This is a genomic window from Herbaspirillum rhizosphaerae (assembly GCF_046025915.1).
Taxonomy (GTDB): domain Bacteria; phylum Pseudomonadota; class Gammaproteobacteria; order Burkholderiales; family Burkholderiaceae_D; genus Herbaspirillum; species Herbaspirillum rhizosphaerae_A.
In genome coordinates, this window is record NZ_JAQQFR010000020.1 from 26719 (window position 1) to 41737 (window position 15019).

Consider the following 15019-nt stretch of genomic DNA (forward strand, 5'->3'; position numbering starts at 1 on the left):
ACTGCCAAACAGTTTGCCCATTACCTCAGGAGACACGTTCCACCATGCTGCCCACCGAAGCCCGGCCTTATCAGGAAATCAACAACGCCTTCCGCTGGAATATCCCCGAGTACTACAACATCGGTGTCGATGTCTGCGATAAATGGGCTGAAACCGATCCCGGCAGACTTGCTCTGATCCACGTTGCGGCAGATGGTTCGAACCGCCGCTACAGCTTCGGCGAAATCAAGGAAAGCTCGGACCGCCTGGCCAATCTGTTCCAGTCCTGCGGTGCGCAAATCGGCGACCGCATCGGCATCCTGCTGCCGCAAGCCCCGGAAACCGCCATGGCGCATGTCGCTGCCTACAAAATCGGTGCGATCGCGATCCCGCTGTTTGCGCTGTTCGGTGCCGAGGCGCTGGAATACCGCCTGCATAACAGCGGCACCCGCGTGGTCGTCACCAACGCCGCCGGTGCCGCCAAGCTGGCCGGCATCCGCGACCGCTTACCTGAGCTGAAAACCATCCTCACCATCGATGGTACCTTTGACGGCACCGTCGATTTGTATCTGGCTTTAAAGCAAGCCAGCAGCGACCTGACGCCGGTCAAGACCAAAGCCGAAGATCCCGCCGTCATCATCTACACCTCCGGCACCACCGGCCAGCCCAAGGGGGCGCTGCATGCGCATCGCGTACTGCTGGGGCATCTTCCCGGCGTGGAGCTTTCACACAATTTATTTCCATTGGAAGGCGACCTGCTGTGGACACCGGCCGACTGGGCCTGGATCGGCGGGCTGCTCGACGTCTTCCTGCCGGCCTGGCATCACGGCGTCCCGCTGGTGGCGCATCGCTTTGAAAAATTCACAGGCGAAGCGGCCTTTCAGTTGCTACAGGACTACGGCGTACGCAACACCTTCCTGCCACCGACTGCATTGAAGATGATGCGCACCGTCACCGAGCCGGAAAAACGTTGGCGCTATCAATTGCGTTCCGTCGCCAGTGGCGGCGAATCGCTGGGCACGGAATTGCTCGACTGGGGACGTAAGACCTTCGGCCTGACGATCAACGAGTTCTACGGCCAGACTGAATGCAACATGACCGTGTCGTCCTGCGCCGCCATCATGGATTGCAAACCCGGCGCCATCGGCCGCGCCGCCATCGGACATACGCTTGCCATTGTCGACGCGCAGGGCCAGGTGCAGCCACCCGGCAGCGACGGCAACATCGCTGTGCAGCGTCCCGACCCGGTGATGTTTTTGCAGTACTGGAATAATCCACAAGCCACGCAAGACAAGTTCGTCGGCGACTGGCTGCTCACCGGCGACACCGGCTGCATGGATGACGAAGGCTATATCCGCTTCGTCGGCCGCGATGATGATGTCATCACGTCAGCCGGTTACCGCATCGGCCCCGGCGAGATTGAAGACAATATCCTCCAACACCCCGCCGTGAAAATGGTCGCCGTAATCGGTTCGCCCGATGCGCAGCGCACTGAGATCGTGGTTGCCATTGTCGTGCTGAAAGAAGGCGTCACCGGCGACGATCAGCTCAAGCGCGAGATTCAGGAACACGTCAAAGTACGTCTCGCTGCACATGAATATCCGCGAGAAATTTTCTTCGTCGATGAATTGCCGATGACGACCACCGGCAAAGTGATCCGGCGTGAGTTGCGGGCACGCGTCAGCGAATGGCGCTCACAGCCTTTGCGAGCTTAAGCAATCAGGCGGCGAGCGCTATCGTCAGTTGCAGCCAGCCGCCGACCTGCTCTTGCGCCACTAGTGCGCCATTGGCAACCGCGATCTGACGTTTCTCGTACGCCGGCAGATGTACTTGTACCGTACTCTGCGGGCGCGGCAGCTGTCCGCTGAACGACAGCTCCAGATGCAGCGTCGTGTCGTCGCCGCGCGCTGCAACCTGCCAGTACCCGTAATCACCATTGCGCCAGGCCTCGGAGACGCCGTCGTCTTCAATGCAACTGCCCTCCACTTCGGCCACGCCTTGCGGCGGCACGATCAGGAAGGCGCGTTGATCCGCCGGTCTGGCGAAATGCTGTTCGGCCACGTTCAACGGCACCACGCTGCCTTCGCGAATCAGGAATACCGGCTGCTCCCAGGGAGCCGGCAAAGTGACGGTCTTGCCGCCGTCGAACAGTTCGCCGCTCCAATACGATATCCAGCGTGCCCCCTCGGGCAAATACACCTCTCGTTCGGCCTGGCCTTCCTCCACCACCGACGCCACCAGCAAAGCATCGCCGACCATCATGTCGTCGCCGTCTTCATAACAGCGCGGGTCGCAGGGAAACTCGGCGAAGGTCGGACGCAGCACCGGCTCATAGCTGCGATGCCATTGCCACAGCAGATGATAGTAATAAGGGATGAGGCGATAACGCAGCTTGATCAGATCGGAAATCTGCGCCGTGACCTGCGGATGCATCCAAGGCTCGTTGGCGCTGCGGTCGTCGTTCCACGAGTGAATACTGAAACGCGGCAGGAACACGCCATGCTGAACCCAGCGCAACAGCAGCTCAGGCCCCGGCGCCGGGCCGGCGAAACCGCCGATATCGTGGCCGATATTGGAGATGCCTGACAAGGCCAGTCCCAAGGCCATCTTGATGTTGTAGCGCAGCGTTTCCCACGAGGTGTAGTTGTCGCCCGACCAGGTTTGCACATAACGATGCATGCCGACGCCGCCTGAACGCGACACCAGGAAAGGTCGCTTCTGCGGCGCATGTTCACGCTGGGCGTCGCGCGAGGCGCGCATCATCAGCATGGTTTGCAAGACCTTGGCCTCGTGCGCGGGAAAAGCTTTACCAAAACCGTTGGCAACCGCCTTCGTGTTCCACACTTCGAATTCGTTGTTGTCGTTCCAGGTGGAGACGATGCCGTAGTCGAGCAGCGCTGCCTTCACCTTTTCTTTCCACCAATCGATGGTGGCGGGATTGGTGAAATCGAGATAGGCGCCGACCTCATCCCAGAACTGCACCCAGGATGGTGACCCGTCTGGCCCGGCGATCAGCAAACCGGCGCGCTGCACTTCCTCAAACGCGGGATGATCCTGCAACAGGCAAGGCTTGATATTGGCGCATAGCGCTACGCCGTTATCGGCGTAGCCTTTAGTGAAGCCATGGATGTCGGGAAATTTTTCGTGGTTCCAATTAAAGACATAACGCTTTGGACCGATTGAGGTATAGCCGGACGACAGATGGAAGGAGTCACATAGAATGTCGTGCTCGCGGCACTTGTCGATGAACTCCTGCATGCGCTCCTGCGCATTGGGCGCATCGGTGTAGTTCATGGTCGAGCCGGAATAGCCCAGCCCCGACTTCGGCATCCAGGCAGGCGTGCCGGTCATCCAGGTGAAACGCTTGACCGCATCCAGCGGGGAATGCGCCGAGGCGATGAAGTAGTAATCGAGATCGCCATGCTCCGCCACGAAATGGCGGTACAGACCGTGGTAGTTGTCCATCTCGCGCCCCATGTCGAAGGTGCAGTCGGCCAGCGTGTCGTAGAACAGGCCGAAGCCGAGCGCTGCCTGCGGCTGCCAGGTGAGGTAGAACGGAATGTGCTTGTAGAGCGGATCGGTAGTCTTCGCGCTGTAACCCATGCAGTCGACGTTGACCATCTTGTAGCTCTGGTTGGCGCGATTGAGCAATCCGGCGCGCTCGCCCAGGCCGAGATAGATTTCGTCGGGTCGGCGCGCCTTGTAGTGATACACGCGGTCATCCCACCAGTCGAAGTTGTAGGCTTGCGTCGCGCGATCTTCCAGCACGGTATGCCAGGCGCCGTCGCGCTTGAGCGACCAGTTGCAGCGCCCGCCGTTCAGGCTGATTTCAAGGCGTACGTCTTCCGTCTGCACATGCAGCTTGTCGGCCGCCTCGCGCAAGGTGAATACCGGCAGCGAAAAACCGCTCAGATCGAGACGATCACGACCGTCAATCGCCACATCGTCCTGTCCCGGCGCGATGGCCCAGCTGCGCGGACCGCGCGCCATTCCGTTCGGCAGAACGCGTACGCGGATGATGTCCTGCTCCAATACGAAGACATCGATCACTGCTGCCGTATCGCTGCGCAAGCGCAGATGGTTTTCAGTCTGTTTTTCGAGATGGAATTGCGGTGGGTGCAGCAATGAAGTCATGGCGAAATCCGATGTGCTTGTTGCGATGTTTATTTTTATGCGGCGTGGCGCTGGACATCCAGTTCGATGCGCGCGCCGTCGGCGCCGAAGCAATGCAGCTGTGCCTTCGGGAAATCCAGCAATACGCTGCTGCGCTCCTGCAAATCAGTCTGGCCGTTGACCACGAATTCGAAGTTGCTCTCCTGATGGTGGCCGATCTTGCCCCGAATCAGGCTGCTGCCGCCCATGCGCTCGATCTGCGTAATCTGCAAGGCAATCGCACCGGCGGCATCAGGAGTCACATGCTCGGGACGAATGCCGATGGTGTGCGCCGCAGCGGGTAATTGCAGTCGCTGAATCAGCGTGGCGTCCAGCGCCGTCACCGGCAGGAAGTTCATGCGCGGCGAGCCGATGAAGCCTGCTACGAAACTATTTGCGGGACGGTTGTACAAATCCAGCGGTGCACCGATCTGCTCCACTTTACCCGCGCGCAGCACGACGATCTTGTCAGCCATGGTCATGGCCTCGACCTGATCGTGCGTGACGTAGATCATGGTGGTGCCCAGACGCGTATGCAGGTCGCGGATTTCGGCCCGCATGGAGATACGCAGCTCCGCATCCAGATTGGACAATGGTTCGTCGAACAAGAACAGCTTGGGATCGCGCACAATAGCGCGGCCGATCGCGACGCGCTGGCGCTGGCCGCCCGATAACTGCGTGGGCTTGCGTTGCAGCAGCTCTTCCAGGCGCAGCATGCGCGCGGCTTCGCCGACCTTGCTCTGCACCTCGGCCTTCTTGACGCCGGAGTTGATCAGGCCAAACGCCATGTTGTCGTACACGCTCATGTGCGGATACAGCGCGTAAGACTGAAACACCATCGCGCAACCGCGTTCGGCCGCCGACCGATCCGTAACATCCTGGCCTGAGATCAGCACTTGCCCCGAGGTGGCAGGTTCCAGCCCCGCGATGACACGCAGCAAGGTCGACTTGCCGCAACCCGAGGGACCGACGAAAACGACAAACTCACCGTCCTGCACTTCCAGATCGATACCGTGCAGCGTGGTCGTGGCGTCAAAACGTTTGACGACTTGTTGCAACTTCAGTGTGGCCATTACTCAGCTCCAGACTTTGACTATTTAACGCCCGCGCTGGCGATGCCGGTGGCGATGTATTTTTGTAAAAATGCGAACACCAGCGTCACCGGCACCAGCGTGATGACGGTCATGGCAAGCAGATAGTGCCATTCAGTGGTCAGCTCGCCCTGAAAGGAATTGAGCGCCAGCTGCAAGGTGAAATTCTCCGGTTTGGACAAGACCAGCAGCGGCCACAGAAAGTCGTTCCAGCGCCACATGACCGAGAAGATCGCCAGCACCGCGAGCGCTGGCGCCGACAAGGGCAATACGATTTTCCAGTAGATGCGCCATTCGCTGGCGTTGTCCATGCGCGCCGCTTCGATCAGTTCGTCCGGGATGGTCAGCATGTACTGACGCAGCAGGAAGACGCCGGTGGGCGTCGCCACCGCCGGCCAGATCACACCCCACAGACTGTTGAACAAGCCGACGCCGGAGACGATCAGAAAGGCCGGCACCAGAATGATGGTAGGCGGGATCATCAGCGTGGCTACGATCAGCAGCAACACCGCCTTCTGCCCGGTGAAGCGATATTTGGACAAGGCGAAGGCCGCCATTGAATTGAATAGCAGCGTAATCGCCGTCGCCATGACGGTGATGAAGACGCTGTTGTTGAGGTTCTGCAGAAAATTGAACTTGCCGAACAGCTCGGTGTAATTGCCGGTCGCCACGCTCACTTCGCGTACCGGCTTGCGCTCCCGGATATTGATCTTCAGCTCCTGCCCGGGCTGAGCAGGATCAACCATGGTGGCGATAATGCCCATGCGGCGCAGTTCTACCATTTCCCGCGATTTTCCGTCGGTGCCTTTGACGGTGAACACCGGATGAAGCTTAGCAACGGCACCATCATCGGATTCACCTGGTAGCTTCACCATCTTTTGCGTGTAGGGTAGCAAGGTCGGCGGGAATTCGCTGATCGCCGCCTCGCTCTTGAGCGACGACAACACCAGCCATAACACCGGCGCGAACATCAGCAGCAAGCCCATCAGCAAATACAGGTAGCTGAGCCAGTCGGTCCAGTGCAAACGCTGGCGACCGCGAGTACGGGTAAGAAAATTTTTCATGCCGGCAGTCTCAATAGTCTCGTGTCAATTTGCTTACGGATCTGCGAAGCCATCAGCGCTTTCTCTTTCCGGCCTCACCGGCGCGCGACAGTTTCAGTTGGAGCAGCGTCAGCACCAGAATTCCCGCCGCCAGCACCAGCGAAGCGGCCGCTGCCAGACCATAGAGATGGATCTGCTCGGCAAAGCCGACCTGATAGATGTACTGAACAATGAAAGTCGTAGCCGAACCCGGACCGCCGCCGGTCAGTACGAATACCTCGTCGAAGATCTGAATGGCGCGGATCAGCGCCAGCACCACGACCACGATCAGATTGGGCATCAGCAGCGGAATCGTGATGCGGGACAGCGTGCGCCAGGGCGATGCGGCGTCCATCTCGGCGGCGTCGTATACATCGCGCGGGATCGCCTGCAAACCCGCAAGCAGGATCAGCGTGTAGAAACCCATGTGCGCCCAGATCGACACGAAGATCACCCAGAAGAACGACCAGTTTGCATCCGTCAGCCATTCCTGCGCGTCGTAGCCGCCTGCCATGAGGCCGGCATTCAGCAAGCCGTGTTTTTGCAGTATCCACTTCCACAGCAATGCCACCACGACCGGTGACAACAACACGGGATAGAAGAACACGCCGCGCCAGAAGCTGCGGCCGATGATCTTGCGATTGAGCACCAGCGCGGTCAGCAGCGAAAAGAACACCATCAGCACGACTTGCAGCACGGTGAACTTCGACGTGTTGGCAATCGCCTTCCAGAACAGATCCTGGTTGCAGGTGGAGATGTCGAAATGATTGCTGCATTCAAACAGCATCGAGAAATTTTCCGCGCCCACAAAGGGACGCGCCGCGGGCATGATCTGCACGCCGGAGGTCATCGCGTAGTGGAAGTTGATGAGGATGGGCAGGAAAGTGAACATCCCGAAGATGATCAGATTGGGCGCAACGAACAGCCAGGCAATGCGCGACAAACCCAGCCAGCGTTGACCGACGCGGAAGAACGGTTCAAACAGATTGAAAAAGCAGCTTGCAATGAAACCCACGACTTCTCCTGGAGTATAAAACGCCGGCAAACACTGCGATGGCCCGCCCTGCAGCCATCGCAGCCTCAGGTTTATTTCTTCGCCTGCCTGACAGATTCGGCCATGTCGCTGGAGAGTCGCGTCATGGCGTCGTTGACGCTCATCTCGCCCACAATGGCTTGGGTCACGCGCGTGACGGTCGGGAACATCAGGGAGCGATTGTATTGATAACCCTGCAGGCGATACGCCAGCGGCGACAAGCGGGGGATGTCGGTGGAGAAGACTGCCAGTGCAGCCTTGATTTCCGGTGCGGAGGTGTAGTTGACACCCTTTTGCACCAGACCCTGATGCGCCGGCAAGTTCTCGGTCTTGGCCATCATCTCGGCGTAGACGTCTTCCTGCGCCAGGAAGTCGAGGAAGCGGCCGGCTTCCTTCGGTGATTTACTGCCCTTCAGGGCGACGAAGGCGGCGCCGCCCGGCATGCCTGAACAGGCTGCCGGCCCGCAAGGATTGGGCACGACGATCCAATCAAAGTTTTTGCCGATCTGGCTGCTCATGCGGCGGATCTGCCACGAACCGCTCAGGTACATCACGATGCGGCCGTTCTTGAAATCTTCAAAACCGTCGCGGTAGGCGGAACCGCCTGCGCCGGCCCAGACTTCCTTGGACATGGTGCCGTCCTTGTTCCAGCCGACAAATTTTTGCACGATCGCCTTGTAGCCGTCATCGATAACCAGATCGCCACTGGCATTGAATAATTTGGCGCCATAGCTGATGGCGGGACCGGCAAAGCGATGGCCGGAGCGATCCCATGCCATCGATGCTTCCAGCTGCGTGGCCTTGGCGACTTTACGCGTGGCGGCGACCCAGTCATCCCAGGTCGCCTTCGGGCCGGGCAGCGGCACATTGGCTTGTTCGAACAAGGTCTTGTTGACGTACGGTCCCGTCACCGTCAGTTGCGACATCAGACCGTAGATACCCTTGTCCCCGGCGCTGGTGCGCATCCACGACAGCGTATTGCCGAAATTTTTTTCCCAGTAGTTGCGATCCTGTACATAAGGACCGATATCCAGATAGTACTTGGCCAGGCCGCCGATTTCCGTCACGCGGGCGATGTCTGGGCCCTGGCCTGAGGCGAGTTGTACAGGAAGCTGCTCGACCACGGTCTTGTAGGGAACCTTGTCGACGATGATCTTTGTACCCGGATTTTTTGCTTCGAAACGTTTGGCCAGTTCGGCGGTGACGTCGCATTCGTTGCCGTCCTGATAGCACATGACGCGGACATCGGCGGCCCATGATGCAGCACTGCAGGTCGCTGCAGCGCATAACGCCAACAAGCACAGTGCATGACGATGGCGGCCGGGATGGGCTTTGGATTGAATCATGTTGTCTCCACTGTATCGCGCCGCTTTGAAGCAGCTGCTGATTTTTATTTTTCTGCGAAAAAAGCCACCCCGACCTTAGCAGATAGGGGTGGCCAACCTCAAGCTATTTCAGTCCACAAACTCATTCAGGCAAGACTTAGAAGAAATGACGGAAGCCCGCCATGATCACAGCCTGATTGCGGCCTGACGATGGTGAACCGTTTTGCGAATCGCCGACCACAGCGACCGCGTTGACGATGTTGCCCGCACCTGCTTTACCCAGCGTCTGACCGCGTGCCAGTTGATACGCTTGCAGCAGATAGAACGCTGTGCGCTTGGACAGCGAGTAAGTCTCTTCCAATGCGATCTGATGATACTTGGCCGGATCGTTGATGCCGTTGGCAGCACGCTCGCGGGTGTAGCTGTAACCTGCAGCCAGCATCCACGCAGGAGTCGCCTGATAGGTTGTAATCACACCCAGCGTATCGAAGGTAGCTTTTTGCGTGAACAGCGAACCGTTGCCTGGCTTGTATTGGGCATTGGCGTAGTTGGCGCCAAACATCCAGTTGCCGGTGGTGTAGCGTGTGGCGCCGGCGATCATCACCACGTTGTCGGAAGAGGCGTAACCGTTGTTGATGGCCGAAGTGGCGAAGCTGCCGGAGGCTGTCGAGTTCCAAGCAGTCGCCGGACCTGAGCCGTTCTTCAGGCGCTGAAAACCGAGCGCAAAATTCCATGGGCCGACGTCATACTTACCCGCCAGACTGTAGGCATTGCCGGTGGACGTGGAACCGGCGGTTTCACCGAAACCATACAAGGCGCTGATCTGTGCACCACCACCGAAAGTCGGCGAAATGTAGGTGATCGCATTGCTGATACGTACCGTTGTGTCAAGACCATCGACGTCGCCAGGGTGAGCGCCGGTTGCGCCGGTTAGCACGCTGGTCGGGCCGATGGCGCCGACATACTGAAAGTATGGGGTGTACTGACGGCCGACGAGCATGCTGCCGTAGCTGTTGTTGACCAGACCGACGAAGGACTGACGATTGAACAAGGTATTGGCTGAACTCATGGCGCCGGTATTGGTGTCAAAGCCATTTTCCAGAGTGAATACGGCTTGCGAGCCGCCGCCCAGATCTTCCGCTCCCTTGAAGCCGATCTTGCTGGCGTTCAGGTTACCGGTGCGCAGGTACAAGTTGTGCAGACCGCCTTGATTGTTGGTGTAGACCAGCGCATCGTCGATTGCGCCATAGATTGTCACGCTGCTCTGTGCAGATGCCTGCACCGATGCACCTGCCGCGACAATTGCCAGCCCTCCCATTGCCAAACTGCGTCGTAGTTTCATTTCTTCTCCTCTTCTTCTACTCGGATATTTGCGGTATTGGTATGACTCCGCCCTAAATTGATTCCAGCCTTGCAAGGCAACACCGGATTCAAAACCTTGTGTGACAACCGACATCTGTGAAACGCACAAATCGAAGACGCAACAACGCTCCCGCCGCAGTGCGGCGCAACGAAGCGGGCGACTGCATGCCATGTGGTGTTATCGGGAGAACGCCGCTGCCGCGGCGCCGATCAGTTCAGGCCGCGTCCTATGTGAAGGGCGGGAAAGCGCACACTGAGGTGTACGCCGGGGTGCACAGGTTTGTGCGAGTGCTGATTGTTTTCATTGCCGTCTCCGTCATGTGTGACGCCCTCTGTGGGACGTTCATTGTCAGCATGACGCGACAGAAAATCCTAACGCCATGCTTTCTTGAATTCATTCATCACGCGCTCAAGATGCTCACGCATCGCATCACGTGCAGCGACCGGGTCCCGCGCCACCAGCGCATCAAACACTTTCTGATGCTCTTCCAGCGAAGCTTCGCGCAACTGCGGCGTGTGAAAATGCTCTTCCAGCTTCTTCCACAACACACCGCGCAACTGATCCCACAATGCCGTGACGACTTGCGCCATCACGCTGTTACCGCTGGCTTCGGCGATACGGATGTGGAACAACCTGTCATCCGCTTCATTGGCCAGCTTGTCGTTAAAATTGCGTCCCATCGCCGCCAACTGCGTATAGATCTTGTCGATGTCGGCATCGGTGCGGTTCTGTGCAGCCAAGGCCGCCACTTCCGACTCAATCACCCAACGCGCCCGCAACAACTCGAACGGCCCCGCGCCACCGTCAGGGATGAATCCGACCGGCTTGGTTGCCGCGTCGCAGACATAAATCCCGGAGCCACCGCGTACTTCCACCAGCCCTTGCACTTCCAGCGCGATGATCGCTTCGCGCACCGAGGTGCGGCTGATCTCAAACCGGTCCGCCAGGCTTCGCTCCGAAGGCAAGCGCTCGCCGGCCTTGAACTCGCCCTGCAGGATCAGGTCGGCAATCTGTTCTGCCAGACGCTGATACGACCGCTCCGGTGCTGACGCTGGCTCCAACAATTCTGAACGCACTGCTTTTCTTGTTACTTTTACTGCCTTGTTTGCTGAATTCGTTGCTGCTGTATCCACAGTTGAGGCTGATGATCGAATCTGACGATCTGCCATAAAACCCTCTTTTTTAGCTTTAAATTGGTCTATCCACTGTATAGAAAAGCAGCGTTCAAAGCAAACAGTGGCTTACCAATTTCAGCGATACTCTCACTTTGGTCTAACCATGTCAATCTTCATGCGTACCGGTTTGTGGCTTAAAAACAAAAGCCTACGGGGAGGCCCGGCGCTGCGACTATTGCGCCAGTCAAATTGGAGTGCCATAATCAATATTGGTTAGACCACATTGAAAATTCATTCAGAACAGCCGAGCGCCCAGGTCATCCGAAACCGGACCGCTCCGCATCGAGACAAGGAAATCGCATCCATGAAGATCCTCAGCGCCAAGGTCATCGTGACCTGTCCAGGCCGCAACTTCGTCACCCTCAAGATAGAAACCGACCAGGGCATTTACGGTATCGGTGACGCCACCCTGAACGGACGCGAACTTGCCGTCAAATCGTATCTGGAAGATCACATCATTCCTTGCCTGATCGGACGCGACGCCTCACGCATCGAAGATACCTGGCAATACCTCTATCGCGGCGGCTACTGGCGCCGCGGCCCGGTCACCATGACTGCCATCGCCGCCGTCGACATGGCGCTGTGGGATATCAAGGGCAAGGCTGCCAATCTGCCGGTGTATCAGCTGCTGGGTGGCAAGAGCCGCGAAGGCGTCATGGTCTACGGCCACGCCAACGGCCGCGACCACGCCGAAGCGCTGGATGCTGTCGGCCACTATATCGACATGGGTTACAAGGCAATCCGCGTGCAGTCCGGCGTACCGGGTCTGGACAAGGCCTACGGCGTCGGCAAGGGCAACATGTATTACGAACCGGCCGACAAGGGCCTGCCCGACGAAGAAATCTGGGATACGCCGCTGTACCTGCGCCATACGCCCGACCTGTTCGAAAAGGTGCGCGTCAAATACGGCAGCGATCATCACCTGCTGCACGATTGCCATCACCGTCTCAAACCGATTGAAGCGGCGCAACTGGGCAAGGCGCTGGAACCGTTCAAGCTGTTCTGGATGGAAGACGCCACGCCGGCAGAGAATCAGGAAGCCTTCAAACTGATCCGCCAGCACACCACCACTCCGCTGGCCGTCGGCGAAATCATGAGCAGCATCTGGGATTGCAAGGATCTGATCCAGAATCAGTTGATCGACTACATCCGCACCACCGTCGTCCATGCCGGCGGCATCACGCACCTGCGCCGCATCGCCGATCTCGCCTCGCTATACCAGGTGCAGACCGGCTGCCACGGCGCGACCGATCTGTCCCCAGTGAGCATGGCGACAGCACTCAACTTCAACATGTGGGTGCCCAATTTCGGCATACAGGAATACATGCGCCATACGCCGGAAACGGATGCGGTCTTCCCGCATGGCTACCACTTCGACAAGGGTTATCTGATGTTGCCCGATGCACCGGGTCTGGGTGTGGACATCGACGAAGCGGCTGCGCTCAAATTCCCATATGAGCGCGCCTATCTGCCGACTTGCCGTCTGCGTGACGGTACGGTGTGGAACTGGTAAGAGCGAGTTGATTCTGCTGCTGTCGTCCTGACGAAAGTCAGGACCCAGTGTCGTATCTAAGCGCGTCACGACACTGGGTCCCAGCTTTCGCTGGGAAGACTGCCAAATTCTGTCGGGAGATCAGGCGCCGCGTGCGCGGTCTTCCTTGAACTTGGCGACGAATTGCGTGAACTGCCCATCGTCGATGGCAGCACGGATTTCCTTCATGATCTGCAGGTAGTAATGCAGGTTATGAATCGTGTTCAGACGCGCACCGAGGATTTCACCGGTGCGATGCAGGTGATGCAGATAAGCGCGCGAGAAGTTCTTGCAGGCGTAGCAGTCGCAGGTTTCGTCGAGCGGCTTGGTGTCTTCCTTGTAGCGCGCGTTCTTGATCTTGATATCGCCGAAACGCGTGAACAGCCAGCCGTTGCGCGCATTGCGGGTCGGCATGACGCAGTCGAACATGTCGACGCCGCTGGCCACGCCGGCAACCAGATCTTCCGGCGTGCCGACACCCATCAGATAGTGCGGCTTGTCCGCAGGCAGACGCGGGCCGATGTGCTCCAGCACGCGCATCATGTCTTCTTTCGGCTCGCCGACCGACAGGCCGCCAATGGCAATGCCGTCAAAACCCAGTTCGTTCAGGCCCGCTAGTGATTCGTCGCGCAGGGTTTCGAACATGCCGCCCTGCACGATGCCGAACAGCGCGTTGGGATTTTCACCACCCTTGAACTCATCCATGGAACGCTTGGCCCAGCGCAGCGACATGCGCATCGATTGCGCCGCTTCCACTTGCGTGGCGGGACGGCCGTCGATTTCATACGGCGTACATTCGTCGAACTGCATGACGATGTCGGAGTTCAGCACGCGCTGGATCTGCATCGACACTTCCGGCGACAGGAACAACTTGTCGCCGTTGATCGGCGAGGCGAAGTGCACGCCCTCTTCCGTGATCTTGCGCATCTCACCCAGCGAAAATACCTGGAAGCCGCCGGAGTCGGTCAGGATCGGTTTGTCCCAACCCATGAAACCATGCAAGCCGCCGAACTTGGCCATCACCTCCAGACCCGGGCGCAGCCACAGGTGGAAGGTATTGCCGAGGATGATGTGGGCATCGATCTCCTTGAGTTCCAGCGGCGACATCGCCTTGACGGAACCGTAGGTGCCGACCGGCATGAAGATCGGCGTTTCGACCACACCGTGGTTCAGTTTGACACGACCGCGACGGGCGTTGCCGTCGGTTTTAAGCAGAGTAAATTCAAGCATGATGTGTACAGGTTAAAAGCATGGCGTCGCCATAGCTGAAGAAACGATATTGCTGCGCGATGGCGTGTGCGTAAGCAGCACGGATGTTGTCGTAGCCGGCAAAGGCGGAGACCAGCATCAGCAGCGTCGACTTGGGCAAGTGGAAGTTGGTAATCAGGCGATCCACGGTGTTAAAGGTATAGCCCGGCGTGATGAACAGCCGCGTGTCGGCGCTGCCCGCTTCCAGCGCACCGGATTGCGATGCCGACTCCAATGCGCGCATGCTGGTGGTGCCGACGGCGACTACCTTACCGCCCGCCGCTTTCACCGCGCGTACTTTATCCACCGTCTCTTGCGCGATGGTGTACCACTCGCTGTGCATCTTGTGCTCGGACAGGTCTTCCACCCGCACCGGCTGGAAAGTGCCGGCGCCGACGTGCAGTGTGACAAAGGCGGTATCGACGCCCTTGGCTTTCAGCTTCGCCAGCAAGGCTTCATCAAAATGCAGACCCGCAGTCGGCGCGGCAACCGCACCCGGCTCCTTGGCGTACACGGTCTGGTAGCGCGTCTCGTCGAACTCATCGGCTTCGTGCTCGATATACGGCGGCAACGGCAGACTGCCGTATTGTTCCAGCAGTTCGAATACATCCGACGGAAATTGCAGCGTGTAGAACTCGCCATAGCGCTCGCCGACGATCACGTCGAAAGCCTCGGCCAGACGAATACGCGTACCTGCCGGCGGCGACTTGGACGCCCGCACCTGAGCATGCACGCTGCGGCTGTCGAGCACGCGCTCAACCAACACCTCGACCTTGCCGCCGGTTTCCTTGACGCCAAAGAAGCGCGCCTTCAGCACGCGGGTATCGTTGAAGACGAGCAAATCGCCGGGCGACAGCAAGTCGACCACATCGGCGAAGCGACGGTCGGTCAAGGCAGCGCCATCGACTTGCAGCAAACGGGAAGCACTGCGCTCCGCCAGCGGCAGCTGGGCAATCAACTCAGGCGGCAAGTCGAAATCGAAATCGGAAAGTGAATACATGGAAAATAAAGAATAGAAGCAACAATACTGCGACAATACT

The 15019-nt window shown here is 58.6% G+C and carries 11 protein-coding genes; 2 read left to right on the forward strand and 9 right to left on the reverse strand.

Translation table 11 applies throughout. From position 1 onward, the window contains the following. The first annotated feature begins 44 nt into the window (after positions 1-44). Positions 45-1694, forward strand: coding sequence for an acyl-CoA synthetase (locus PQR63_RS22545; protein WP_408170399.1), 1650 nt, complete (start codon positions 45-47; stop codon positions 1692-1694). 4 nt (positions 1695-1698) lie between these two features. Here PQR63_RS22545 and PQR63_RS22550 read toward each other — a convergent pair whose 3' ends face one another. The 7 genes from PQR63_RS22550 to PQR63_RS22580 form a co-directional block, all read right to left on the reverse strand. Continuing rightward, positions 1699-4113, reverse strand: a complete 2415-nt coding sequence (locus PQR63_RS22550) for a glycoside hydrolase family 31 protein (RefSeq protein ID WP_408170401.1) — start codon at positions 4111-4113, stop codon at positions 1699-1701. Positions 4114-4148: 35 nt separating this feature from the next. Then, positions 4149-5204, reverse strand: coding sequence for an ABC transporter ATP-binding protein (locus PQR63_RS22555; protein WP_408170403.1), 1056 nt, complete (start codon positions 5202-5204; stop codon positions 4149-4151). A 20-nt stretch (positions 5205-5224) separates the two neighbouring features. Next, positions 5225-6286 (reverse strand): carbohydrate ABC transporter permease, encoded by a 1062-nt coding sequence (locus PQR63_RS22560; RefSeq protein WP_408170404.1) that lies wholly within the window; start codon positions 6284-6286, stop codon positions 5225-5227. Between the two features lie 52 nt (positions 6287-6338). After that, positions 6339-7319, reverse strand: a complete 981-nt coding sequence (locus PQR63_RS22565) for a carbohydrate ABC transporter permease (protein ID WP_408170406.1) — start codon at positions 7317-7319, stop codon at positions 6339-6341. A gap of 71 nt (positions 7320-7390) precedes the next feature. Beyond that, positions 7391-8683: an ABC transporter substrate-binding protein gene (locus tag PQR63_RS22570; RefSeq protein WP_408170408.1), complete on the reverse strand. Its 1293-nt coding sequence runs from the start codon at positions 8681-8683 to the stop codon at positions 7391-7393. A gap of 136 nt (positions 8684-8819) precedes the next feature. Further along, positions 8820-10004 (reverse strand): porin, encoded by a 1185-nt coding sequence (locus tag PQR63_RS22575; protein ID WP_408170409.1) that lies wholly within the window; start codon positions 10002-10004, stop codon positions 8820-8822. A 392-nt stretch (positions 10005-10396) separates the two neighbouring features. Beyond that, positions 10397-11194, reverse strand: a complete 798-nt coding sequence (locus tag PQR63_RS22580) for a FadR/GntR family transcriptional regulator (protein WP_408170410.1) — start codon at positions 11192-11194, stop codon at positions 10397-10399. Positions 11195-11504: 310 nt separating this feature from the next. On the opposite strand from PQR63_RS22580, the gene manD reads away from it, so the two are divergent. Next, positions 11505-12713, forward strand: coding sequence for a D-mannonate dehydratase ManD (gene manD / locus PQR63_RS22585; RefSeq protein ID WP_408170412.1), 1209 nt, complete (start codon positions 11505-11507; stop codon positions 12711-12713). 120 nt (positions 12714-12833) lie between these two features. Here the strand turns inward: manD and tgt are convergent, their stop codons facing one another. Both tgt and queA read right to left on the reverse strand, forming a co-directional pair. After that, a complete protein-coding gene (tgt, locus tag PQR63_RS22590) occupies positions 12834-13961 on the reverse strand; it encodes a tRNA guanosine(34) transglycosylase Tgt (protein ID WP_408170414.1) in 1128 nt (375 codons plus the stop codon). Next, positions 13954-14979, reverse strand: coding sequence for a tRNA preQ1(34) S-adenosylmethionine ribosyltransferase-isomerase QueA (queA, locus tag PQR63_RS22595; protein WP_408170415.1), 1026 nt, complete (start codon positions 14977-14979; stop codon positions 13954-13956). The genes tgt and queA overlap by 8 nt, the downstream gene beginning before the upstream one ends. Between the last annotated feature and the right edge of the window lie 40 nt (positions 14980-15019).

What these genes read in the sequence shown, in the direction of transcription:
- PQR63_RS22575 (WP_408170409.1), bottom strand. Translation starts at nt 10,004, where the DNA reads ATGAAACTACGACGCAGTTTGGCAATGGGAGGGCTGGCAATTGTCGCG.
- manD (WP_408170412.1), top strand. Translation starts at nt 11,505, where the DNA reads ATGAAGATCCTCAGCGCCAAGGTCATCGTGACCTGTCCAGGCCGCAAC.
- PQR63_RS22545 (WP_408170399.1), top strand. Translation starts at nt 45, where the DNA reads ATGCTGCCCACCGAAGCCCGGCCTTATCAGGAAATCAACAACGCCTTC.
- PQR63_RS22580 (WP_408170410.1), bottom strand. Translation starts at nt 11,194, where the DNA reads ATGGCAGATCGTCAGATTCGATCATCAGCCTCAACTGTGGATACAGCA.
- tgt (WP_408170414.1), bottom strand. Translation starts at nt 13,961, where the DNA reads ATGCTTGAATTTACTCTGCTTAAAACCGACGGCAACGCCCGTCGCGGT.
- PQR63_RS22555 (WP_408170403.1), bottom strand. Translation starts at nt 5,204, where the DNA reads ATGGCCACACTGAAGTTGCAACAAGTCGTCAAACGTTTTGACGCCACG.
- PQR63_RS22570 (WP_408170408.1), bottom strand. Translation starts at nt 8,683, where the DNA reads ATGATTCAATCCAAAGCCCATCCCGGCCGCCATCGTCATGCACTGTGC.
- PQR63_RS22560 (WP_408170404.1), bottom strand. Translation starts at nt 6,286, where the DNA reads ATGAAAAATTTTCTTACCCGTACTCGCGGTCGCCAGCGTTTGCACTGG.
- queA (WP_408170415.1), bottom strand. Translation starts at nt 14,979, where the DNA reads ATGTATTCACTTTCCGATTTCGATTTCGACTTGCCGCCTGAGTTGATT.
- PQR63_RS22550 (WP_408170401.1), bottom strand. Translation starts at nt 4,113, where the DNA reads ATGACTTCATTGCTGCACCCACCGCAATTCCATCTCGAAAAACAGACT.